Below are 22,034 nucleotides of genomic sequence, written 5' to 3'. Positions count from 1 at the left end.
GCAGTTCCCCGCGCCCCTAAAAGAAGGGCCGTGGCAGTGCGCCACGTCAGGGGCGCGGGGAACTGCGCGACAAGCCACCGACAACGGTCGGCCGCCCACTTGCCGCACACCCCGAGCTCTCAGGCGCCCCGGCCCTGAACCTCCCGCACATGACGCGCGATGAGCGCATAGACCTCCCGCGCCCTCACATCGTCCTTGCCGTCATACCCGTGATCCACCCCGGCCACCTCGTGGTGCTCCACCAGCGCCCCCACGGCCCCCAGCCGCGAGGCATACCGCTCACCCTCCGCCCTCAGCAGGTCGAACTCGGCCGTGATCACCAGCGCCGGGGCGATCCCCGTCAGATCGGCGGTGTCGGACGGGTGCGCGGGGGAGACCAACGGGTCGGCACGCCGCTTCGGCTCCGGGACGTACGCCGTGTCGAACACCTCGGCCATCCAGGGCCGCAGCACCGGCCTGGCGACGGCGGCCCGCTTGTCGCTCGCGGCCGTCGCCAGGTCCAGCGGGGGATAGTGCAGGACCTGGAGGGCGATCGAGGGGCCGCCCTCGGCCAGCGCCTGCCGGGCCACCGCCGCCGCGAGCCCGCCGCCCGCGCTCTGTCCGCCGACGGTCAGCCGGGCGCCGTCCCAGCCCTGTTCGGCCGCGTGTTCGGCGACCCAGCGGACCACCTCGTAAGCCTGGCGCGGCGGAGCCGGGAAGGGATGCTGCGGGGCGACGACGTAGTCGACGTTGACCACGGCCACCCCGGCCTCGGCGGCGAGGAACCGGCAGAGCGGGTCGTCGAGTTCGGTCAGCGACATGACGTAGCCGCCGCCGTGGAAGTTCACGTGCACCGGGGGAGCGGGATCCGTGGTCGCCGGCAGGTACACCGTGGCGCGGGCCGGCGCGACGGCCGTCGGGATGGTCAACGCCCGCACCGTGCGGGGGAGTTCGGGGAACCGGGCGTGCGAGGCGGCGTCGGAGCCCGGACCGCTCGGGCGCCTGCTCGCGAGCAGCGTCAGCCGCTGCATGGTCTTCGCGGCGAGCACGGCGACCGAAGGGCGGGCCAGGAGGGACATACGGCTCCGATCGGGAGGGGCATGTGCTGCGGGTCGCAGCTGCCGGCCGAGCGACGGACCGACCATCAGGAATCCTGGTGATCGTCGGGTGACGATAACCCCCGCTCCGATCGCGGTGTCAAGCCCCGCGCCGGATCAGTGCGGGTGCCGGCCCGGCCCGTCGTGGTCGTCGGGCGGGTGGCCGCAGGGGCCGTGTGCGGGCGGCGCTACCGGTATCCCGGTGGCCTTGTGGGCGGTCACGCATGCGACGAACTGGGCGCCGTCGATCATGTGCTCGCTGTCGGACGCGGCCTCGGCGAGGCTCGTGCAGGACAGCGCCAGCAGCGCGGCGCCCGCGACCAGCGGCAGCGCGCGGCGCGGTGGCGGCGGGGCGAGCAGCGCCCGGACGCGTTGGGGCACCGCGCCCCCGGTCGCCGCGAGCGTGGCGCGGCCCGGGGCCTTGGCCGAGGCGAGGGCCGCCCGGCCCACCGCGCGCGCCACGACCGTACGGTCCCCGAGGCGTGCCGCGGCCTCCTCGTCGGCCCAGCGCTCCAGCATGAAACCGCCGGTGTCGGCGAGCGGCCGCAGCAGGGGGCAGGTGGCCGCGGTGAGCCGCCAGGCGGTCTGGAAGAGATGGTGGCGGGCGCGCAGATGGGCCCGCTCGTGCGCGAGCAGCGCCTCCCGCTCGGCGTCGCCGAGACAGCGCAGCATCCCGTGCGAGACCACGATCCGGCCCGGCGCCCCCGGCAGCGCGAAGGCGTGCGGCGACGCGTCGTCGAGCACGGCCAGCTCCAGGTCCCCGGGCAGCCGTGCGCACTCCCGGCGCGCCCACAGCAGATGCCGTACCTGGCGTGCGGCGGCGACCGCGAGGCCGGTGAGGGAGGCGAGCAGGGCGACCGTCGCGATCGCGGACACGGTGAGGTACACGGGGTCGTCCGCGCGCACCGCCGTCACCGACCAGCGGCCCGCCTCGGCGACCTCGGGGATCTGCGCGAGCCCGGTGAACGCCAGCAGCGCCAGCGAGCCCAGCCAGCCGAGCGCCGTCACCAGTGCGCCGCCGGCCAGCGCCCACGCCGCCGGGCGCGGCGCGAACGGCCGGGCCAGCCGGGGCGCGAGCACCGCGAGCACCACGGTGACCAGGAAGGGGACGTAGACGCTGACGGTCATCGGCTCACGGTCCTTCGTCGGCGGGGTGGCCGTCGTGCTCGCCGAGCAGGCGGTGCAGCAACTGCTCGTCCTGCTCGGAGAGTTCGGAGACGAACCGGGTGAGCACGGCCTCCCGGTCGGAACCGCGCTCCAGCAGGGTGTGCATGCGCTGGGCGGTGTCGGACGCCTCGTCCCGCACGGGTGCGTACGCGTAGCCGCGGCCCGCCCGGTGCCGTACCAGCGTGCCCTTGTCGTGGAGCCGGGACAGGATCGTCAGCACCGTCGTGTAGGCGAGGTCCCCCGGCAGCCGTTCCTGGACCTGCCGGGCGGTCAGCGGCCCGGCGGCGGCCCAGAGGGCGGCCAGCACACCGCTCTCCAGCTCACCGCGTGCCCGCCGGCCGGAGGCCTCGCCGGTCTCGTCGTTCCTGCCGTCGCGCACCGTTCACCGTCCCTCAGCAAGCGCTTGAGGTCGCAGCCTACCGGAGGGCTACTACGGCATGTAGAACCACCTTTCGGTCGCCTGTGAGCTGCACCGAAGCGACCTACTACAAGTTGTACGAGATTACCTACTACATGTTGTAGAGTTTCGCCGCTCTCCGCTACCTGCGGAGTCTCTGCGGAGGAACCCACCCATGCCCCACCTCGGAAGTACGGTGCATCTGCGTGCCCTGGCGGCCGCCGCCCTGCGCCCCCGGCCCGTCCGCGCACCCCGGCCCGAGACGCCCGCCGAGCGCGTCGTGATCGTCTCCGCGAGCATCGGCGCGGGCCACGACGGCGCGGCGCGCGAACTGGAACGCCGGCTGACGGCGGCAGGTGTCACGGTCGACCGGTACGACCTGCTCGACCTGCTGCCCGCCCGGCTCGGCCGGGCCGTCCGCGACGGCTACCACCGGATGCTCGTCCGGGCGCCCTGGATCTACCAGCGCGTCTACACCAGCACCGAACGCGCCGGCGGCGGCGGCCCGCTGGCCCGCGCGCTGCTGCGCACCGCCGAGAACCGCATGCTCGACGCCCTCCCCGACGACACCGGCGCCGTCGTCTCCACCTACCCGGGCGCCAGCCGCGTGCTGGGCAGACTGCGGCTGGCCGGCCGCCTCGGCGCACCGGTGTTCACCTACCTCACCGACTTCTCGGTGCATCCGCTGTGGGTGGCCGAGGGCGTCGACGTGCACCTGGCCGCCCATGCCGTGCCCGCGGCGCAGGCCCGCGCTCTCGGCGCCGGGGACGTCCGGGTGAGCGGGCCGGTGGCCGACCCGCGCTTCTGCCCCGCCGACGCCGAGCGGCGCCGAGCCGCCCGGGCCCGGTTCGGGCTGCCCGCCACCGCTCCGCTGGCGCTGCTGGTCGCCGGTTCCTGGGGGGTCGGTCCGGTCCGGCAGGTGGCCCTGGAACTGCGCGACTGCGGCGCGGCCGTACCGGTCGTCGTCTGCGGACGCAACGAGGCGCTGGCCGAGCAGCTGCGCGCCGACGGCATCGAGCACACCTACGGCTGGGTCGACGACATGCCGGGGCTGATGCACGCGGCCGACGTGCTGGTGCAGAACGCCGGCGGCCTGACCTCGCTGGAGGCCTTCGCCGCCGGACTGCCCGTCGCCAGCTACCGCTGCATACCGGGCCACGGGCTCACCAACGCGGCGGCCCTCGACGCGGCCGGGGTCGCCGCCTGGATCCGCGACCCGGACCGGCTCAAGGACGTGCTCGTCGACTTGGCGGAGGGCCCGCGCGGCCTGCTGCAGCGCGAGGCGGGCCGCGCCCTGTTCGCCGCCCCCGGAGCGGGCCCCGCGGACGAGATAGCCCGGGCCTGTCGTACCACCACTGCGACGCCGTACCCGCTCGGCGGCCTCGGCCCGACGTCGCCCCAGTCGCCCGTGGCGGGCCCGCCGGGCCCGGTCGCCGGCGCGGCCGGCGGCGCTCCCGTACCGCGCGGGCCCCGCCCGGCCGTCCGGCGGCTGGCCGCCAGTGTGGCCGCGGCCTGCGCGCTCTGGGCCGGTGCGGTCGGCACCGCGGTCGCCACCACCGGCAGCGGTCCGGGTGTCATCCACGCCATCGGCCACACCCTGGACCTCGACGACGCGCACGGCCCAGGTGCGGTCCCGCACACCGCCCGCCCGAAAGAAGGGCCCCACTCGTGACCTCCCCCGCACCCCTTCTCCGCGCGGCCGCCCTCACCGCCCTCCCGGCGCTCGCCCTGCACGCGGCGCCCGTGATCTCGACGTTCGGCCCGCTGCGCAACCGCGTCATGCCCCGGCTCGCCGGCCGGGGCCGGGCGGACCACGTCGCCCTCACCTTCGACGACGGCCCGGACCCGCTGTCGACCCCGTTCTTCCTGCGCGCGCTGGCCGAGCGGAAGGTGCGGGCCACCTTCTTCCTGCTCGGCCGCCAGGCCCGCCGCTCGCCCGGCCTGGTCCGGGAGATCGCCGCGGCCGGGCACGAGATAGGGATCCACGGCTGGCTGCACCGACCGCTCCTGCTGCGCGGCCCCCAAGCCACCCACGACGACTTCGCCCGGGCCCGGGACACCGTCGGCGCGCTCACCGGACAGGCGCCGCAGCTGTTCCGGCCGCCGTACGGCGTGATGTCCACCGCGGCCCACCTGGCCGCCCGCCGGCTCGGTCTCACCCCGGTGCTGTGGACCTGCTGGGGCGAGGACTGGACCGCCCGCGCCACCCCGGACTCCGTCCACCGCACGGTCACCCGGGACCTGGACGGCGGCGGCACGATCCTGCTGCACGACTCCGACTGCACCTCGGCCCCGGGCGCCTGGCGTTCAGCTCTGGGCGCGCTGCCGCGTCTCCTGGACACCTGTGAGCAGCGGGGGCTCACCGTCGGGCCGTTGCGGGACCACGGAATCCGATGACCGGCGCGTAATCTGCGCGCAGCACTCCGGGTAAACCCGCGCAGTAATTTACTTAAGTTACGCAACGATATGGTAAACTGGCCGGTATGTCCACATCACCGCTGTCAGACGTCCCGGCCGCCACCCCGGAGGTCATGGAGATCGAGCGCGCCCTGACGCGCATCACCTACCTGAGCACCCGGGCCCGGCAGCACGAGCGGCTGATGGCCCTCGCCGGCGTCCCGCTGGACCGGGCCGCGGTGGCCCTGCTGCGCCAGGTCGCCGACTCCGAGCCGCTGCGGCCGGGGGAGCTGGCACAGCGGCTCGGTGTCGAGGCGTCCCACGTGACCCGCACGGTGCAGCAGCTCCAGCGGTCGGGCCACGTCACCCGGGTCCCCGACCCCGACGACCGGCGCGCCCAGCGGATCGAGCTCACCGACGCCGGCCGGGCGGCCGTCGAACGGGTCCGGGACGCCGGGGCGCGCGGCATGCAGCTGGCCCTGAACGACTGGGAGCCCGCGGAGCTGCGGCAGCTGGCCACGCTCTTCCACCGCATGGTCGACGACTTCCTGGCGTACGCGGTCGAGGACGAGCCCGGCCAGGAGCCGGCCGAGGCGGTGCCTCCGGCCTCCCGGGTCGTGTGAGGCCGGTAGGCGCGCATGCATCGCCCGGCGGGCCAGGGGGCCGTCGCACGTACTACCCGCAGGAGGACCCGGCGGCGAGCCGGGCGGTACCGCCCGGTAATATCCGGCGGCAGGTCGTCAGAGGAGGCTTCGTGAGCCGGTCCGAACGTTCACCCCTGCTGCTCGCGGGACTGCTGGCCGCGGCCGGCGTCGCGCACTTCGCGGCACCGAAGTCGTTCGACGCGACGATCCCCGGGGCGCTGCCCGGTTCGCCGCGCGCATGGACGTACGGCAGCGGGGCCGTGGAGCTGGCGCTGGCGGCGGGGATCGCCCTGCCCCGCACCCGCGCGGTGGCGGCCCGGGCGGCCACCGCCTTCTTCGTGGGCGTGTTCCCGGCCAACGTGCAGATGGCCGTCGACTGGCAGAAGCGGCCCGAGCCGCTCAGGACCGCGGCCCTCGCCCGGCTGCCGCTCCAGATCCCCCTGGTGCTGTGGGCGCGCGGGGTCGCACGTGACGTGGAGGGCCGATAGATGGCGGCAACCGTCGAGGTGGGAAGCAAGGCCGAGGACTTCGCGCTGCCGGACGAGACCGGTACGACCCGGACCCTCACGGAACTGCTGGCCGACGGGCCGGTCGTGCTGTTCTTCTATCCCGCCGCCCTGTCGGCCGGCTGCACCGCCGAGGCCTGCCACTTCCGGGACCTCGCCGCCGAGTTCGCGGCCGTCGGCGCCCGGCCCGTCGGGATCAGCGGGGACAGCGTGGAACGCCAGCAGGAGTTCTCCGGCAAGCACACGCTCGGCATCCCGCTGCTCTCCGACGCGGACGGCGCCGTCCGGGAGCGGTTCGGCGTGAAGCGGGGCTTCTCGCTCGCCCCGACCAAGCGGGCCACCTTCGTGATCGCCCAGGACCGCACCGTCCTGGAGGTCGTCCGCAGCGAACTGCGCATGAACACCCACGCCGACCGGGCACTGGCCGCCCTGCGCGCCCACCAGAGCTGAGCGGACGCTCCGCGCCCGCGCTTGATGCACCCGGGCACAGGTCCCATCCTGGGGCGTATGGAGCGTGTCGCTGCCACGGCGGTCATCGATGCCCTGGGCAGGGTGACGGGGTGGAGCGAGGGTGCGCGGGCGCTCACCGGACACCGGGCCGAGGACGTCGTGGGCAGGCCCGCCGCCGGCCTTCTCGCCGAGGCGGTCCCCGCCCGGGTGCTGGCCGCCCGCTCCGGGACCGTCGCGCTGCGGCACGCCGACGGCCGCCGCCTGGAGGCCGCCCTGACCGCCTGCCCGGTCCTCGGCCCCGACGGGCGGACCACCGGCTACGTGCTCACCGTCGACCCGCCCCGGCAGGCCGAGCCCACCCTGGCCGGCCAGGCCTTCCAGCAGGCCTCCATGCCCATGTCGGTCTTCGACGTCCGCCAGCACTACCTCCGCTCCAACGCCGCCGCCTGCCACGTCATGGGCGTCCCCGAAGAGGCCCTGCTCGGCCGCTACTTCCCCGACACCGTCGAGGAGGCCCCGCACAGCGAGGGCTTCCTGCGCCATCTGCGCCAGGTCGTCGAGACCGGCCGGCCCGTCCGCTACGAGAGTTTCACCGGCGCCCCGGCCCTGAACCGGGAGCACGCCTGGAGCATCGAGATGTGGCCCCTGCGCGACCCCGTCGGCGAGCTGACCGCCGTCGCCCTGGCCGCCTTCGACAGCACCGAGCAGTATTTGTCCCGGCTCCGGCTCGCGCTCCTCAACGAGGCGGCCACCTCCATCGGCACCACCCTGGACGTGGTGCGCACCGCCGAGGAACTCGTCGAACTCCTGGTCCCCCGGTACGCCGACTTCGCCAGCGTCGACCTCCTCGACTGGGTCCTCGGCGCCGAGGAACTGCCCACCGCGGCGGAGGGCGACATCGCGCTGCGCCGCGTCGCGCACGGCTCCGTGACCGAGGGCACCCCCGAGGCCGTCGTACGGCTGGGCCAGACCGAGGCCCACCCGGCGATGTCACCGCCAGCCCGGGCGCTGCGGGAGCGGCGGGCGGTGGTCGGCCAGGCCGGCGAGCCCGAGTTCCACCGCTGGGTCGATGAGCGCAACCGCCTCGCCCCCGAGAGCCGTGCCCACCGCCAGGGCGTCCACTCCATGATCGCCGTACCCCTGCAGGCCCGGGGCACCCTGCTCGGTGTCGTCGTGGGCGTACGCATGCGCCACCCCGACGACTACGTCTTCGCCGACACCGTCTTCGCCGAGGAACTCGCCAGCCGCGCCGCCGTCTGCATCGACAACGCCCGCCGCTTCGCCCGCGAGCGCTCCACCGCTCTCGCCCTCCAGCACAGCCTGCTGCCCAGCGGCATGCCCGGCCAGGCCGCCGTCGAGGTCGCCCACCGCTATCTGCCCAGCGGATCGCTGGCCGGCATCGGCGGCGACTGGTTCGACGTGATCCCGCTCTCCGGCAGCCGGGTCGGCCTGGTCGTCGGCGACGTCGTCGGCCACGGCATCCGCTCCTCCGCCACCATGGGCCGCCTGCGGACGGCCGTACGCACCCTCGCGGACGTGGACCTGCCCCCCGACGAACTGCTCACCCACCTCGACGACCTGGTGACCCACCTCGCCGCGGACGGCCCGGGCGAGGAGGTCGCCGAGCTGGGCGCCACCTGCCTGTACGCCGTCTACGACCCGGTCTCACGGCGGCTCAGCCTCGCCGCCGCCGGGCACCTGGCGCCCGCGGTGGTGCTGCCGGGCGGTGCGGCCGAGCTGATCCCGATGACCGCGGGTCCGCCGCTCGGCGTCGGCGGTCTGCCCTTCGAGGCGACGGAGCTCGAACTGCCCGAGGGAGCCGTCGTCGCCCTGTACACGGACGGCCTGGTCGAGGACCGCGACCGGGACGTGGACCGTGCCACCGAGGAGATGTGCCGTGCCCTGAGCACACCCGCCGACTCCCTGGAGGCCCTCAGCGACAACGTGCTCAAGGCCGTCATGCCGGAACAGCCCTCCGACGACGTCGCCCTGCTGCTGGTCCGCACCCGCGCCCTCGGCGCCGACCGGGTGGCCACCTGGGACGTGCCGCCCGACCCGGCCCAGGTGGCGCACTTCCGGCAGGCGGCCACCGAACGGCTCGCCGCCTGGGGCCTGGACGAGGCCGCCTTCGTCACCGAACTCGTCGTCAGCGAACTCGTCACCAACGCGATCCGCTACGGCGAACCGCCCATCCAGCTGCGCCTGATCCGCGACCGCGCGCTCATCTGCGAGGTCGCCGACGGCAGTTCGACCTCACCCCACCTGCGCCGGGCGCACGCCTACGACGAGGGCGGCCGCGGCCTGCTCCTGGTCGCCCAGCTCACCCAGCGCTGGGGCAGCCGGCAGACGGGCAGCGGCAAGACCATCTGGGCCGAACAGCCGCTGCCCGAAGGCCCGTTGCCGGTCACCGACGAGTGACCGCTGCCACCGGCCTACTCGAAGTCGCAGCCCGGGTTCGGCACCGACTCCGAGTACGGCGAGCCGTGCGGCAGGATGTACAGCACGTCCAGGACCAGGTCGGTGTCACCCAGGTTGGCGCCCAGGTGCACATCGCTCGGGCCGCCCGACTCGTACACCGTGCCGCCCCGCTTGTAGACGCCGTCCTCCTCGCAGTCGGAGTGGAAGTGGCTGAGGGTGCCCTTCTGGACGTACCCGTAGACCGGGCCGTCGTGGTAGTGCCAGCCGGTGGTCTGGCCGGGCGGGACGGTGATCTCCCGCAGGACGTAGTCCGTGTCGCCGATGGTGGTCTGGCTGATCACCCTGCCGGTCACGCCGGGCCCGGCGGGGGTGGCATGGGCGGTGCCGCAGGTCAGCAGAGTGCCTGCGGCCACCGCCCCGGCCAGGGCGGTACGGAGCGCGGTACGCATGTGGGGGCCTCCTGAAGCGAAGATCGAGTACCGTCGCGAAGATAGGCCCCCACAGGGCCGGCCGGGGCGGGAACGGCCCAAACCGGCAGCGGCTCGATCCGGCAGCAGGCTCAGAACTCCTCGTGGCTGTCCGGGTCGCCGCCCAGTCGCCGGTGGGTCCGCTCGGAGACCGCCGCCATCTGCGCGGCGTCGAGGTCGAAACCGAACAGGTCCAGGTTGGCGCGCTGCCGCCCGGCGTCCGCCGACTTCGGAATGGGCAGGGCACCGAGCTGGACGTGCCAGCGCAGCACCACCTGACCGGGCGTCACCCCGTGCGCCTCCGCGACGGCGACGACCGCCGGGTCGTCGAGCAGCCGGACATCCCGGCCCAGCGGACTCCAGCTCTCGGTGACGATGCCCTTCTCGGCGTGGAGGGCCCGCAGCCCGTCCTGCGGGAACAGCGGATGCAACTCCACCTGGTTCACGGCGGGCAGCACCCCGGTCTCCTTCTCCAGCCGGGCCAGGTGCTCCTCGGTGAAGTTCGATACGCCGATCGAGCGCACGAGCCCCTCGTCGCGCAGTCTGATCATCGCCTTCCAGGATTCGACGTACCTGCCGACCCGGGGGTTGGGCCAGTGGATCAGATACAGGTCCACGTACTCCAGGCCCAGCCGCCGCCGGGACCCCTCGAAGGAGGCGAGGGTCTCCTCGTAGCCGTGGTCGCGGCCCGGCAGCTTCGTCGTCACCGACACCTCCTCGCGGGGCACGCCGCTGCTCGCGACACCCCGGCCGACCCCGGACTCGTTGCGGTAGTTCACCGCCGTGTCCACGAGCCGGTAACCCAGCTCCAGCGCCTGGCGAACGGCCTGTTCGGCCTGCGTGTCGTCCATCGGCCAGGTGCCCAGGCCGGTGGCGGGGATCGTCGTCCCGTCGTTGAGCGGGTACGCCGGAATGCTCACCACGATGTGACCTTCCCTCGACTGCGTCGTGCCCCCACCCTCGCCGACCGGCGGGTGATGATCAACCCGACCCCGGGTGCTCCCTTCCGCGGTGCGCGCCGGGCTGTCACGATCTTCCCTGGACGGGTACCGACGACCACTCGGAGCACGCATGACGACGGACCGGGGTACGGCAGGACGGGCGAAGGGCGCCGCCGAGGCCGAGGTGAGACCCGTCGCCGGGCACATCGGGGCCGAGATCACCGGCGTCGACCTCACCGGGGAACTCGACGCCGCGGTGGTCGCGCTGATCCGGGAGGCGGTACTGCGCTGGAAGGTCGTCTTCTTCCGGGACCAGCGCCTGGACCACGCCGGGCACATCGCCTTCGCCCGCCGGTTCGGCGAACCGGTCGTGCTCGGCCGGCGCGGCAGCGCCTCACCCGCCGGCTTCCCCGAGGTGGAGACCACCGCCGACCGGCTGGAGCTGGGCGGCCGGTTCGGGATGGAGCACGAGGAGTGGCTCCAGCGGCGGCGGCACACCCTGCTGCGCGGCTGGCACTGCGACCACGGGGCGCGGATCGACCCGCCCGCCGCGACCATCCTGCGCGCCGAGACCGTACCGCCGTACGGCGGCGACACCACCTGGGCCAACCTGGCGGCCGCCTACGCCGGGCTCTCCGCGCCCGTACGCGACTTCGTGGACGGCCTGCGCGCCGAGCACCGCCTCGGCGTCGGCTACCAGCCCCGCCCCGGTGATGACACATATCTGCGCCACCTCCTCGACCATCAGGTGGCCTCGGTGCACCCGTTGGTGCGCGTCCACCCGGAGAGCGGGGAGCGGGTGCTGTACGTCAACGGCTACTACGTCGAGCAGATCGCCGGCGTCTCCCGCCCGGAGAGCGCCGCTCTGCTGGAGATGCTCCTCGAACAGGCGGTACGGCCCGAGTACACGGTCCGCTTCCGCTGGGAGCCCGGCAGCGTCGCCTTCTGGGACAACCGCGCCACCATCCACCTCGCGCCCGGCGACAACGCGCACCTGGGCTTCCCCCGCGTCATGCACCGGGTGATGCTGCACGGCGAGGTGCCGGTCGGAGTGGACGGCAGGCCGTCGGAGCCGGTGACCGGCACGGAGCCGCGCCGCTGGTGACTCAGGCGGCGGCCTCCGGGCGCCAGCCGAGCGCCGGGCCGAGCCGGGTCGCCATGTCCGTGAGGATCTGGACGTAGTCCTCGTGCTCGAACGTGAACGGCAGGGCGAACGCCACCTCGTCGACCTCGCGGAACCCGGCGTGCGCGTGCAGCCGTTCGACGATCTCCGCCGAGGTGCCGACGATGTCCGGCGCGAACAGCAGCCGCGCCGGACCCTGCGGAGTCGTCGTACGGGGCAGCCGCCTGGCCGCGTACGCCTCGTACTTGGCGCGCTGTCCGGGCGTGGCGGAGTCGGTGGGGATGACGACCAGGCCCTGGGAGACCCGGGCCGCCTCGCCGGCCGGGTGATGGGCACGGAACTCGCGGATGTGCGAGAGCTGGATCTCCGCGAAGTCGTGCGCGTCCGCCGGGTCCCCGGCCCGTACGACACTGCTGGTCAGGAAGTTCATGCCGTGCTCGCCCGCCCAGCGCGCCGAGCTCAGGCTGCCGCCGCCGTACCAGAGCCGCTGCCCCAGCCCGGCGGAGTGCGGCTGGACGATGTCGGAGAACACCTCGATGCCCTCGACCCCGCTGAAGTCGGTGGCCGGCTTGCCCCGGACGAGGTCAAGGAGCCGCCGCACCCGCTCGTGGCTGAAGTCCTCGACATCGGCCGTGTCCGGGTAGAGGGCCTCCTTGACCTGCTCGAAATGCATGGGCGGGCCCACGCTCACGCCGGGGTTGAGGCGGCCGCCGGACAGGATGTCCACGGTCGCCAGGTCCTCGGCCAGCCGCAGCGGGTTCTCCCAGCCCAGCGGGATCACCGCGGTGCCGAGCTCGATCCGGCTGGTGCGCTGCGAGGCCGCCGCGAGGACGGCGACCGGCGACGATATGCCGTACTGGAGGTGCCGGTGGCGCACCCAGGCGCTGTCGAAGCCCAGCCGCTCGCCCAGCTCGATGATCTCCAGCGTGGACTCGTGCCCCCGGCCCGGATCCGCGCCGTCGAACAGGCCGATGGTGAGGAAGCCCAGTCTGCGCAGCGGGCGGGGGGTGGACGGCACGGGTCCTCCAGCGGTCGTACGTCAGTTCTGCCCCGATTGTGACACCCGAACATTGCGGGAGTGTGATCAGCTCCGGGTCAGGTCAGGGGGATGGTGATCTCGTCCTCGACCGGCGGGTCCAGCTCCTGCGGGCGGTTCCCGGTGGCGGCGAAGCAGCGCAGCCGGACCGCCTCGGGGCTGACGTCGAGGCGCAGGAAGCACTTGAAGAAGGGCGGGCTGTAGGTGGGCGAGCCGGGGGAGAACAGCTGGGTGTAGATCTTCTTCACGGGCAGCCGGAAGCGGGGGCCGCGGTCCGGGCGGCTGCCGGCGCCCAGCAGAGTCGCGACCAGGCGGGTGCGGCGGGTGACCCGGGTGTCCGGGGCGGGCGTGCGGCCCGGCCTGATGCCGAGACGCTCGGCGATCACGGCGGTCGCCTCCGCCTCGGTGAGGGTGAAGAAGCGGGGCAGCCGCAGCCGGCGCCCGTACACCCGGCTGTAGAAGGCGAGGGAGTCGCCACGCAGCGGGTAGCAGCGGAAGTCGTCCTCGGTGACGTTCGCGATCGACACCGGCGGGATGGTGTGGGTGGCGTGCATGAAGGCACCGCCACCGCCCGCGACCACGTACTGGACGGTGCGGCCGTCCACGTCGACGGGGTAGCGCTGGTAGTTGTGGATGTCGCCGCCGATCGCCGCCACATAGTGGTGGGCCGAGTCGCGGACGATGTCGTCGACCGTGCCGCCGCCCTCGATCGGGCACGGGTGGTGCTCGCCGTCCACGTACAGCGGGGAGCCGGTGACGAGGATCTTCGGGCGCGGTCCCCGGGACACCTCGCGCAGCCAGGCGCCCTGTTCGGCGTCGATCGTGCCGAGCAGGCCGGTGTCGATGCCGACGATCCGCACCGGCCCGGCGTCGAGGGCCCAGTAGGGTCCCGGCTGGACGGCCGTCTGCTGCTGCGCGGAGCGCAACTTCCGTACCTCCGCGAGGAGTTGCTCGTCCGCCGGGCTGGGCCGGTGCCACAGCAGGGCACGCCACCAGGCGCGGGTGAGCGGGCGCGGCCTCGGCTCGGCCGGCAGCGGCGGGGCGTCGTCGCAGAAGACGCGCATGAACGCGCCGAGGTCCTCGTACCAGTCGTGGTTGCCGGGTATCGCGTATATCGGCGCCGGATAGTCCTGGTACGGGCGGAAGAACTTGGTGCCGTAGTCGTCGGCGGCGCCGACCGGATAGATCACGTCGCTCGCGATCACCGCGAAGTCGGTGTCCTGACCGGCCTTCAGAAAGCCCGGGACGACGGCGTACTGGGAGGCGTCGCCCTCGCCGGTGTCACCGATCACCATGAACGAGAACCGGTCCGCCTCAGGACGCCGGACGACCTTGTCGGCGGGGGCCCCGGCTGCCGCCTGCTGGGCCACCCAACGGCTGCGGGTACGGCCGGTCGGGTCGCCGAACCAGGACGCCAGCACCCCGTTGCGGGCGGCCCACATGGTCCTCGGGTTGAACCAGAACAGCTTCTCGACATGGTCCGGCATCAGCCGACGGTAGGCGCCGCGCTCGGCCTCGCCCCAGCCGGCGCCTGCTGCGGTTTCGCGTGAGGAGTCAGACACGCGGGAACCGTACAACGATCAACGGGCGGCCGTGACGTGGGGGTTGGCGCGGCGCCACTACGATCAAGGCCATGGATTGGCTGGAGCGCGCCGCGAGTCTGAGGCAGTGGAGCCGGGACGGGGTGCGGGCGCCGCACAAGCCGTTGCTGCTGCTGTACGCGCTGGCCCGGTTCCAGGCGGATGCCGAGGGCGAGCTGCGCTACACCGCGGTGGAGGCCGATGTGAAGCAACTGCTGGCGGAGTACGGTCCGGCGCACGGCTCCACGCCCGCCTATCCCTTCCACCATCTGGCCAGCGACCAGGTCTGGGAGGTGCGGACCGACCGCGGCGCCGGCAGCCCGGGCACCGGAGTCCGGGAACTGCGGGCCAGTGGCGCCGCCGGGCGGCTGGCCCCGGACCTGCGGGCGGCGCTGCAGCGGGAGCCGTCGCTGCTGGGCCGTATGGCGAGGGTGCTGCTGGATCTGCACTTCCCGCCGTCCCTGCACCAGGACCTGTGCGAGGTGCTGGGCCTGGAACTGGAACTGGCGGAGACGGCGGACACGCCGGCGGCGCCCGGACAGCGCCGACGGGACCGGCGGATGCGGGAGTTGGTGCTGACCGCCTACGAGTACCAGTGCGCCTTCTGCGGCTACGGTGGCATGCTCGGCACCGTGCCCGTCGGGCTGGAGGCCGCACACGTGCGCTGGTGGGCGTACGACGGCCCGGACGACGTCGACAACGGACTGTGCCTGTGCTCGCTGCACCACAAGCTGTTCGACAAGGGCGTCCTCGGCATAGGCGACGGGCACCGCATCCTCGTCTCGCAGCGCTTCGTCGGCCGCAGTCCCGCCGCCCGCGACCATGTCGACCGGAAGGTCGCGTTCATCCGCCCGTGCAGCCGGCGGCCGGGTGTCACCGCCTGCCGGTAACCTCTCTCCACCGGGCTTTCGACGCCGATGGCCAGGGACACCAGGAGCGCACCGCCAAATACCGCGCCGACACTCGCGAAGGCGTAGGTGACCCCAGACCGAATTCCCCGATCCTGAGCTCATGCAGGGCGGAGACCACGAAGACCGTGCTCACCATGCTGTTGAAGAGAAGCATCGCGTGTGAGGTCGGAGCGATGGACGCCGGCGTGCGATGCCGGTAGACCCAGCAGCCGCGCCGCCCGAGAGCAGGTGCAGGGTGAGTGGGCGCAGCGAGTGAGCCGTGCCCAGCCTGTCGGGGCCACGGGCAACCCGCTGCGTCAGTATCGCGTCGGACGGGCTGACTTCCGATGCCGGCGTCGGCCGGTTACGCAGCTGCCGCCGACGTGCCCAGGTAGGGGGCGAACTGCTCGGCCACCGCTGCCGCCACCGCAGCCGCGTCGAGCGTGCCGTCGACCTCGATGACGCGGATGCCGTGCCGGCGGGCGTTTTGTGCCGCGTCCTCAGCGACCAGACGGTCACGGGCGATGCGGTTGGCCTGGGCACGGGCCGGGTCGCTGACAGGTACCTTGAGGGCGCCCGCGCGTGGGAAAGTGCGGAGTTGCTGTTGCCGGAAGTCCTCGGTAGGGACGAGGACGACCATCCGCCGGGGTGAGTCGAGCAGCGGAGCGACCAGCTCCGGGCGCAGCCCCCAGCCCTCGGCGATCGCCGGCCGGCTGGTGAACAGTGCGCGCAGGTCGTCCAACGCCCACTCGAAGCGGATCGGGAAGCCGGCCAGTGTCTCGGCAGCCATCTCCTCCGGGCTCCGGTCCAACCACATCTGGTCGGGGGCCGGGTCCGCCACCGGCTCGCCCAGAGCGACCCGACGCGCGATCCGGCGATCCTGATGGCCGCGGGCATCGTGGTAGTCGTAGTGATATGCCGTCAGACCATGCTGTTCAGCGATGACTTCGGCCACGGTGGTCTTCCCGGACCACTGTGCGCCGCCGATCCACAGCATGCGGTGCAGGCTGCCGTGCGGGTCCCAGATGTCTGACATGAATGTCCTCCCCTTGGAGAGCGGCGCAGTTCACCGCGCAGAACAAGTGTCTGGGTTTGACCGCAAAAATTGCAGTCTTGTCCTCAAGGGGTGGTTGACAGAGAGTGGAAGAGAGGGGGCCTTGGGCTGCGTCCGGATGAGTGGTGTACGGGTTCGACCTGGTCCGGGGGGTTGCTCCGGCATCGGGGTAGTGCCCACAGGGACGAACGGCCACCGGCTGATCTCCGAGGTGTCGAAGCCCGAAGGAGATCAGCGCGACAACCGCTCCGGACGGTCTGCCCCTGCATGCCCTCGCCGAGGACGACCTCGCCCACGGGTGGCCCAGGGCGAGCGTGCCGCCCAGGGCGACGATGCGCAGCGCGCTGCTCTCCTGGGCCACCCGCTGCCGTACGGCCGCTTCGTACACCGCCGGTTCACGGGCGAGCGTGCTGTATGTGGTGCACCAGGCGCGGATATCGCCACGAGGGGTCCTGCCGGTCAGACCGGACCGCCCGTCAGCCGCCGGATCAGCTCCGGCCAGACGACCGGATCGTGGCCCGGTACCAGCTCGTAGCCCTTGTCCGCCGCCAGTCGTTTGAGATGCCGGATCGGTGCCAGGGTCGCCTCCGGGGGTACGCCGATCGACGTCCCTGCGGGGCGCTCCTCGTTCAGGTTCTCCGTCAGGTCGGCCGCGTCACAGGTGAACACGTACCCGCCGCCGTCGGCGAGGGCCACCACGAAACTCTGATGGCCGGGGGTGTGCCCCGCGGTCAGGACGGCCGTGACGCCGGGTGCGATCTCCTGGTCGCCGTCGGCGAGCCGCCAGTCGATGCGGGGGTCGTCGAAGTCCACCCGGAAGATCGTCTCGCGTTCCACCTCGGGCCGTCCCGACAGCCCGAACTCAAGCTCGGCGCGCTGGATGTGCACCGGTACCCGGCCCGCGAAGTGCTTGAGACCGCCGGCGTGGTCGGCGTGCAGATGGCTGACGGCGACGGCCGTGATCTCCTCCAGCGCCACGCCGACGGCGGCCAGCGCCGCCGGCAGGGGCTCGCCGGGGCCGGGGAGTTCCGGCTGGTAGGAGGGGGAGGGGTAGTACCGTCGGCGCAGTGCGGGGTCGCGCAGCAGGGCCGTGTTGAAGCCGGTGTCCAGCAGCAGCCATCCCTCCGCGGTCTCCAGCAGCACCCCCGGCACGGGCTCCCGCACCCGTTCCCCGTACGGCGCGCCGTGCACCGACACCGATCTGGGCAGGTCCTCCCAGCCGAGGAGGAGGGGCAGGACGCGCCGTACACCGCGTCGGGTCATGTTGCTCCGTCCGTTGTCGTGATTCAGAGGTCCAGTTCGAGGATCTTTGAGGCGGCGCGGCTGACGCAGATCATCATCGTCGTGGCGGCCGCCCGCTCCCCGGGCCCGATCACCGAGTCACGGTGGTCCGGGGTTCCGGCCAGGACGGGTGTCTCGCAGCTGCCGCAGTAGCCCTCCTCGCAGGAGTAGGGCACGTCCGGCACGAGGTCCCGCACGACCTCCAGCACCGACCGGTCCGCCGGCACCGCCAGCCGCAGACCCGACCGGCGCAGCACGACCTCGAACCGGCTCGGCTCCGCTTCCCCGTCGGCTTCGACGGCCGGGCCGAACCGCTCGATGTGCAGCTCACGCGTCGGCAGGGCCGCGCGGCACAGCTCGGACACCGCGTCCAGCATGGCCGCGGGACCGCACGCGTACACGGCGTGGCCGGGCGGGGCGGCGGAGAGTTCCGCGGCGAGGTCGGGCAGGCCCGCCTCGTCCTGGGGGACCAGCCGGACCCGGTCACCGCCGAGCGCGGTCAGCTCCTCGGCGTAGACGAGGCGGGAGCGGTCCCGGGCGCCCAGGACGAGACGCCAGGGCAGACCGCCGGCGGCCAGCGCCCGGGCCATGGGCAGCAGCGGGGTGACGCCGATGCCGCCGGCCAGCAGGAGGTACCCGGGGGCGGGGAGCAGCGGGAACCGGTTGACCGGGCCGTCGACCGTCAGCTCCCGGCCGACGAGCGCCGTCTCGTGGAGTTCCCGGGAACCGCCCCGGCTGTCCGGTGCGCGCTGCACGGCGACCGTCCAGCCGGCGTGCTCCCGTGGATCCCCGCACAGCGAGTAGGCGCGGCGCAGACCGGAGGGCAGGGTCAGCTCCACATGGGCGCCGGGCTCCCACGGGGGCAGCGGCAGGCCGTCCCGCCGGGTCAGCCGCAGTTCGACGACCTCCTCGGCGATCCAGCGGACCTGGCGGACCAGAAGACGCGCGGAGGCCGGTGCGGGCAGGTCAGAAGACACGGAAGTACTCCCGCTGTTCCCAGTCGGTGACCTCCTGGTCGAAGCGGGCGATCTCGGCCCGCTTGACGCTCGTGTAGTAGGCCACGAAGTCCTTGCCCAGCCGGTCGGTCAGCTCCCGGTCGGCCTCCAGCGCGTCGAGCGCCTCGCCGAGGGACCGCGGCAGCGGCTCCGCCCGGGTCGCGTACGGCTCGTCGGCGGCCGGACCCGGGTCCAGGCCGCGCGCCACGCCGTCCAGACCGGCCGCGAGCTGGGAGGCGAGGTAGAGGTAGGGGTTGGCGGCCGGTTCCCCGATGCGGTTCTCCAGCCGGGTGGACGACGGGCCGTCGCCCAGGACCCGCACCATCGCGCCCCGGTTGTCACGCCCCCACACCGCGCGGTCGGGCGCCAGCGACAGCGACCGGAATCGCTTGAACCCGTTGAGGGTGGGCGTCGACAGGGCACTGGTGGCCCGGGCATGGCGCAGCAGGCCGCCCAGGAAGGCACCGCCGTACGGCGACAGCCCCGGCCCGCCGGCCATACCCCCGGCCTCGGCTCCGGGCTCCGGGGCGAAGACGCCCGCGTCGCCGCGCACCATGCTCTGGTGCAGGTGCCAGCCGCTGGAGAACACCCCGGGCAGATGGGGCCGGCACATGAAGGTCGCGTGGTGGCCGTGCCGGGCGGCGACCTGCTTGACGGCGCTGCGCAGCAGCACCATCGCGTCCGCCGTGCCCAGTCCGTCGGCGGGCCGCAGGGTCAGCTCGACCTGGCTCGGCCCGAACTCGACCTCCAGGGTGCGCAGCGGCAGCCCCAGCTCCTCCAGAGTGCCGCGCAGCACGTCGAGCACCGGGTCGAGTTCGTCGTAGCGCAACTCGCTCAGGTACTGGTAGCCGTGGTTGAGCATGCCCACCTCGGGTGCCGCGCCCGGCTGGCCCAGGTCGGCCGCGCCCAGCCTGGGGTCGTCCAGCCGGAACAGGTGGAACTCCACCTCCAGGCCCGTGCGGTAGGTCAGCCCGTCGGTCTGCTCCAGCACCGAGCGCAGCAGCCCGCGCGTGCACAGCGGGACCGGGGCGCCGGAGGTGAACCGCAGGTCGCACAGCAGCCAGCCGGTGCCGGGCGACCACGGCAGCATCCGGAAGGTGAGCGGGTCGGGCACCATCACCATGTCGGCCGCGCCGCGCAGTTCGGGCAGCCCGAGCGGGGTCTCCCGGGTGAACAGCGGGAACACGGTACGGCCCGAGGTGTCCTTGGCCAGCAGGGACGAGGCGATGCCGGTGCCCTCGCGCAGGACGGCGGGTACCTCGGATGCGGTGACGGTCTTGCCGCGCAGCAGCCCGTGCTGGTCGGCGAAGACGAACCGCACCACCTTCAGCCCGCCGCTCTCGGCGCGGGCGCGGATCTCGTCGGCGGCGGCCGACTGCTCGGCCGTCCACTCCGCGTGACGTTCGACGAAGTCCACCGCGGTCAGCCGTCCGTTCCGGCCGCCTGCGCCCAGCCGCTGTCGGCCCGCTGCTTCGCGGTCACGGCGGCCCAGTGCTCGGCCCAGCCCTCGGTCGGCCCGATGCCGTCGAGGGTGACCGGACCGCGCAGCTCTGCCGCGCGCTCCGCGGGCAGCACCAGCGGCGGGTCCTCGCCGCGCTCGACGGCGGATATCGCCTCGCCCAGCATGCGCCGGTACATCACGATCGCCTTGTCGGAGCGGCCCAGGTGCTCGCGGGTGCGGTCCTGGATCGCGCCCTGGCCCTCCACCGCCCACTGGTCGTGCACGTTGATGTCGGTGCCGAGCCCGGTGTACGTCGTGGTCAGCTGCTCGGCGGGGTCGTAGCCGTAGCCGTTGGAACGGCCGAAGCGCGGGCGGTAGTCGGGCAGGGTGACCGCGTCGACCCGCTGCCGGCGCATCTCCGCCCGGTCGACCGGACCGCCGACGCTGGTGAACTGGGCGTACCAGTAACAGGAGGTGTCGTCGATCGGCACGTGCCACTGGGTGATCGCGGTCTCCGCGTCCAGCGGGATGTGGAAGCCGTGCGGGAAGACCTGGTGGGTGACCCGGACGTGGGTGCGGCTGCCGTCCATCGGGCGGCCCTCGGTGTCGGTGCCGTCGAGGGTGCGGAGCGCCGTGATCCGGATGCCGTAGGGGGTGCGGACGGCGTCGATGCCGGGACGGCCGTACTCCCGCAGGATCTTCGTCATCGGCAGGTCGGTGCCCTGGGAGGCGGCCCGGAACTGCTTGCCGTAGCTGTCGGAGGGGTCCTCGTCCTGGAAGAAGCGGTGCAGGTACGAGGCGTGTGCGGGATCGATACCCACCTCCAGGGCCTGGAGCCAGTTGCACTCCAGCAGGCCCTTCCAGGCGAACGTGTGCCCGGCGGGTGCCTCGAAGCAGTCCAGCGCGGGCAGTTCGGGTGGTTCGCCGGGGCCGAGGTAGCCCCAGATCACGCCGTTGATCTCGCGCACCGGGTAGCTGCCCAGCCGGACGCGGGCGGCGAGGCCGCCGCCGGCCGGTTCGGCCGGGGTGTCCAGACAGGCGCCGTCCCGGCCGAAGAGCCAGCCGTGGAAGCAGCAGCGCAGCCCGCCGTCCTCCAGCCGGCCCAGCGCCAGATCGGCTCCGCGGTGCGGACAGCCCCGGTCGACCAGACCCAGTTCACCGTCCCCGTCCCGGAACAGGACGAGGTCCTGCCCCAGCACCTTCGGGGCCACCAGGGGCCGTACGCCGTCGAGTTCCTCGCTCAGGGCGACGGGCTGCCAGTAGCGGCGCATCCAGGTCCCGGCGGGCGTGCCCGGGCCGGTCCTGGTGAGCCGTACGTTCTCTTCCTCGCGCATCTGACGCCTTTCTGTCCTGGTCACGGAGACCGTAGCGATGGAGGGATCCAGGACGCCAATAATTGGATCCAATATTTACGTGGGTGTAACAGCCTCTCCGGTGGCGGGCGTTGAGCACGCACACCGCCATGGCCGCGTCGGCGGCCGCCATCACCAGGCCCGCCGCGCCCCGTCCGGTGGCCGCCATCACCGCGGTCAGTGGCAGCACGGCCAGGTGCGCGGCGAGGAACGGCCCGCACGGGGCAACCGGGTGACGGCAGAGCAGCACGCCCGCCGTCACCCAGCAGAACGACCGGGCGAGCTCGATCCCCGGCCCGTCGAGCCCGTGCAGGGGCGGCAGATGCCAGGCGTACGCCGACACCGTCCAGACCACCGCCCCCAGGCGGGCCCCGCCGCGCTCCCGCGAGGACGGCGGCCCGGTCGCGCCGACGGCGTGCGCCAACAGCCATGGCCCCAGCACCGCCAGCGACTCGAAGCGGAGCATCGCCCAGACGTGCGCGTCCACCCCGCCCGGCGCCCGCACCAGCAGCGAGGGGATGGCGAGCACGGCTGCGGCCGCCACGGCGATGAGGACGCTCCGGCCGGTCAGCCGCCGCGCCCCGGGCACCAGGACGACCCGGAGGGCGGGCCACGCCAGCGCCAGGGTGACCGAGAGGACCGCACCCAGCAGACAGACGGCGACCGTCGGGTCCGCCAGGTCCGCCAGGTCCGCCGGGCCGTACCCGGTGTCCACCGCGGCGGTGTGTACCGCGTGGCCGCCGTGCCCCGAGGCGGCACCGGCGGTGAGTACGGTGGCCCCCGTCACCACCAGGACCGCGAGCGCGGCGAGCGACCGGC

Annotated in this window: 20 protein-coding genes and 1 pseudogene; 8 read left to right on the top strand and 13 right to left on the bottom strand. The window is 73.5% G+C overall.

All coding sequences use genetic code 11. From position 1 onward, the window contains the following. Positions 1 to 119 precede the first annotated feature (119 nt). The 3 genes from ACWGKQ_RS39850 to ACWGKQ_RS39840 all read right to left on the bottom strand — a co-directional run bounded on the left by ACWGKQ_RS39850 (position 120) and on the right by ACWGKQ_RS39840 (position 2,622). Positions 120 to 1,058 (bottom strand): alpha/beta hydrolase fold domain-containing protein, encoded by a 939-nt coding sequence (locus tag ACWGKQ_RS39850; protein ID WP_453296947.1) that lies wholly within the window; start codon positions 1,056 to 1,058, stop codon positions 120 to 122. 135 nt (positions 1,059 to 1,193) lie between these two features. After that, on the bottom strand, positions 1,194 to 2,204 hold the full coding sequence (locus tag ACWGKQ_RS39845; protein ID WP_453296946.1) for a M56 family metallopeptidase: 1,011 nt from the start codon (positions 2,202 to 2,204) through the stop codon (positions 1,194 to 1,196). Positions 2,205 to 2,208: 4 nt separating this feature from the next. Then, a complete protein-coding gene (locus tag ACWGKQ_RS39840) occupies positions 2,209 to 2,622 on the bottom strand; it encodes a BlaI/MecI/CopY family transcriptional regulator (protein WP_453296945.1) in 414 nt (137 codons plus the stop codon). Positions 2,623 to 2,815: 193 nt separating this feature from the next. Here ACWGKQ_RS39840 and ACWGKQ_RS39835 point away from each other — a divergent pair, with 193 nt between their 5' ends. From ACWGKQ_RS39835 to ACWGKQ_RS39810, 6 genes are all read left to right on the top strand, one after another. Continuing rightward, a complete protein-coding gene (locus ACWGKQ_RS39835) occupies positions 2,816 to 4,312 on the top strand; it encodes a glycosyltransferase (protein WP_453296944.1) in 1,497 nt (498 codons plus the stop codon). Then, positions 4,309 to 5,037, top strand: a complete 729-nt coding sequence (locus tag ACWGKQ_RS39830) for a polysaccharide deacetylase family protein (RefSeq protein WP_453296943.1) — start codon at positions 4,309 to 4,311, stop codon at positions 5,035 to 5,037. The genes ACWGKQ_RS39835 and ACWGKQ_RS39830 overlap by 4 nt, the downstream gene beginning before the upstream one ends. Before the next feature lie 86 nt (positions 5,038 to 5,123). Then, positions 5,124 to 5,660: a MarR family winged helix-turn-helix transcriptional regulator gene (locus ACWGKQ_RS39825; protein WP_453296942.1), complete on the top strand. Its 537-nt coding sequence runs from the start codon at positions 5,124 to 5,126 to the stop codon at positions 5,658 to 5,660. A 131-nt stretch (positions 5,661 to 5,791) separates the two neighbouring features. Continuing rightward, complete coding sequence (locus ACWGKQ_RS39820; RefSeq protein WP_453296941.1) at positions 5,792 to 6,169, top strand: DoxX family protein; 378 nt, start codon at positions 5,792 to 5,794, stop codon at positions 6,167 to 6,169. After that, entirely contained in the window at positions 6,170 to 6,637 is a 468-nt protein-coding gene (locus ACWGKQ_RS39815; protein WP_453296940.1) for a peroxiredoxin, read from the top strand. Positions 6,638 to 6,694: 57 nt separating this feature from the next. Then, on the top strand, positions 6,695 to 9,055 hold the full coding sequence (locus ACWGKQ_RS39810) for a SpoIIE family protein phosphatase (protein WP_453296939.1): 2,361 nt from the start codon (positions 6,695 to 6,697) through the stop codon (positions 9,053 to 9,055). Between the two features lie 14 nt (positions 9,056 to 9,069). Here ACWGKQ_RS39810 and ACWGKQ_RS39805 read toward each other — a convergent pair whose 3' ends face one another. Further along, positions 9,070 to 9,504, bottom strand: a complete 435-nt coding sequence (locus ACWGKQ_RS39805; protein WP_453296938.1) for a cupin domain-containing protein — start codon at positions 9,502 to 9,504, stop codon at positions 9,070 to 9,072. A 110-nt stretch (positions 9,505 to 9,614) separates the two neighbouring features. Then, the gene (locus ACWGKQ_RS39800) at positions 9,615 to 10,445 is read right to left on the bottom strand and encodes an aldo/keto reductase (RefSeq protein WP_453296937.1); all 831 of its coding nucleotides are present in this window, start codon (positions 10,443 to 10,445) and stop codon (positions 9,615 to 9,617) included. A 148-nt stretch (positions 10,446 to 10,593) separates the two neighbouring features. Between ACWGKQ_RS39800 and ACWGKQ_RS39795 the strand changes: the two genes are divergently transcribed. Next, complete coding sequence (locus ACWGKQ_RS39795) at positions 10,594 to 11,568, top strand: TauD/TfdA dioxygenase family protein (protein ID WP_453296936.1); 975 nt, start codon at positions 10,594 to 10,596, stop codon at positions 11,566 to 11,568. A gap of 1 nt (position 11,569) precedes the next feature. Here the strand turns inward: ACWGKQ_RS39795 and ACWGKQ_RS39790 are convergent, their stop codons facing one another. Both ACWGKQ_RS39790 and ACWGKQ_RS39785 read right to left on the bottom strand, forming a co-directional pair. Next, positions 11,570 to 12,604, bottom strand: a complete 1,035-nt coding sequence (locus ACWGKQ_RS39790) for an LLM class flavin-dependent oxidoreductase (RefSeq protein WP_453296935.1) — start codon at positions 12,602 to 12,604, stop codon at positions 11,570 to 11,572. Positions 12,605 to 12,681: 77 nt separating this feature from the next. Then, complete coding sequence (locus ACWGKQ_RS39785; RefSeq protein ID WP_453296934.1) at positions 12,682 to 14,184, bottom strand: metallophosphoesterase family protein; 1,503 nt, start codon at positions 14,182 to 14,184, stop codon at positions 12,682 to 12,684. 71 nt (positions 14,185 to 14,255) lie between these two features. On the opposite strand from ACWGKQ_RS39785, the gene ACWGKQ_RS39780 reads away from it, so the two are divergent. Continuing rightward, positions 14,256 to 15,092 carry a phosphorothioated DNA-binding restriction endonuclease gene (locus ACWGKQ_RS39780; RefSeq protein ID WP_453296933.1) on the top strand — a complete coding sequence of 279 codons (837 nt, stop codon included), beginning with the start codon at positions 14,256 to 14,258 and terminating at the stop codon, positions 15,090 to 15,092. Here the strand turns inward: ACWGKQ_RS39780 and ACWGKQ_RS39775 are convergent. The 6 genes and pseudogenes from ACWGKQ_RS39775 to ACWGKQ_RS39750 form a co-directional block, all read right to left on the bottom strand. Then, a pseudogene (locus ACWGKQ_RS39775) lies at positions 15,011 to 15,318 on the bottom strand (MFS transporter); the annotation flags it as partial. The gene ACWGKQ_RS39780 and the pseudogene ACWGKQ_RS39775 overlap by 82 nt on opposite strands. Positions 15,319 to 15,456: 138 nt before the next feature. After that, positions 15,457 to 16,128: a hypothetical protein gene (locus ACWGKQ_RS39770; RefSeq protein ID WP_453296932.1), complete on the bottom strand. Its 672-nt coding sequence runs from the start codon at positions 16,126 to 16,128 to the stop codon at positions 15,457 to 15,459. A 477-nt stretch (positions 16,129 to 16,605) separates the two neighbouring features. After that, entirely contained in the window at positions 16,606 to 17,409 is an 804-nt protein-coding gene (locus ACWGKQ_RS39765) for an N-acyl homoserine lactonase family protein (protein WP_453296931.1), read from the bottom strand. Between the two features lie 23 nt (positions 17,410 to 17,432). Next, positions 17,433 to 18,404: a PDR/VanB family oxidoreductase gene (locus ACWGKQ_RS39760; protein WP_453296930.1), complete on the bottom strand. Its 972-nt coding sequence runs from the start codon at positions 18,402 to 18,404 to the stop codon at positions 17,433 to 17,435. Further along, positions 18,394 to 19,839, bottom strand: a complete 1,446-nt coding sequence (locus ACWGKQ_RS39755) for a glutamine synthetase family protein (RefSeq protein WP_453296929.1) — start codon at positions 19,837 to 19,839, stop codon at positions 18,394 to 18,396. Before ACWGKQ_RS39755 ends, ACWGKQ_RS39760 begins: the two co-directional genes overlap by 11 nt. 5 nt (positions 19,840 to 19,844) lie before the next feature. Then, positions 19,845 to 21,197 carry a Rieske 2Fe-2S domain-containing protein gene (locus ACWGKQ_RS39750; RefSeq protein WP_453296928.1) on the bottom strand — a complete coding sequence of 451 codons (1,353 nt, stop codon included), beginning with the start codon at positions 21,195 to 21,197 and terminating at the stop codon, positions 19,845 to 19,847. Positions 21,198 to 22,034 lie beyond the last annotated feature (837 nt).

The sequence above is a fragment of the Streptomyces sp. NPDC054770 genome (assembly GCF_053611985.1).
Note: the sequence above shows the minus strand (reverse complement) of the source record. Positions and strands in the feature narration are given on the sequence as shown.

Coding starts and splice junctions, on each gene's coding strand:
- ACWGKQ_RS39765 (WP_453296931.1), bottom strand. CDS start 17,409: ATGACCCGACGCGGTGTACGGCGCGTCCTGCCCCTCCTCCTCGGCTGG.
- ACWGKQ_RS39750 (WP_453296928.1), bottom strand. CDS start 21,197: ATGCGCGAGGAAGAGAACGTACGGCTCACCAGGACCGGCCCGGGCACG.
- ACWGKQ_RS39835 (WP_453296944.1), top strand. CDS start 2,816: ATGCCCCACCTCGGAAGTACGGTGCATCTGCGTGCCCTGGCGGCCGCC.
- ACWGKQ_RS39795 (WP_453296936.1), top strand. CDS start 10,594: ATGACGACGGACCGGGGTACGGCAGGACGGGCGAAGGGCGCCGCCGAG.
- ACWGKQ_RS39805 (WP_453296938.1), bottom strand. CDS start 9,504: ATGCGTACCGCGCTCCGTACCGCCCTGGCCGGGGCGGTGGCCGCAGGC.
- ACWGKQ_RS39850 (WP_453296947.1), bottom strand. CDS start 1,058: ATGTCCCTCCTGGCCCGCCCTTCGGTCGCCGTGCTCGCCGCGAAGACC.
- ACWGKQ_RS39815 (WP_453296940.1), top strand. CDS start 6,170: ATGGCGGCAACCGTCGAGGTGGGAAGCAAGGCCGAGGACTTCGCGCTG.
- ACWGKQ_RS39845 (WP_453296946.1), bottom strand. CDS start 2,204: ATGACCGTCAGCGTCTACGTCCCCTTCCTGGTCACCGTGGTGCTCGCG.
- ACWGKQ_RS39810 (WP_453296939.1), top strand. CDS start 6,695: ATGGAGCGTGTCGCTGCCACGGCGGTCATCGATGCCCTGGGCAGGGTG.
- ACWGKQ_RS39780 (WP_453296933.1), top strand. CDS start 14,256: ATGGATTGGCTGGAGCGCGCCGCGAGTCTGAGGCAGTGGAGCCGGGAC.
- ACWGKQ_RS39825 (WP_453296942.1), top strand. CDS start 5,124: ATGTCCACATCACCGCTGTCAGACGTCCCGGCCGCCACCCCGGAGGTC.
- ACWGKQ_RS39770 (WP_453296932.1), bottom strand. CDS start 16,128: ATGTCAGACATCTGGGACCCGCACGGCAGCCTGCACCGCATGCTGTGG.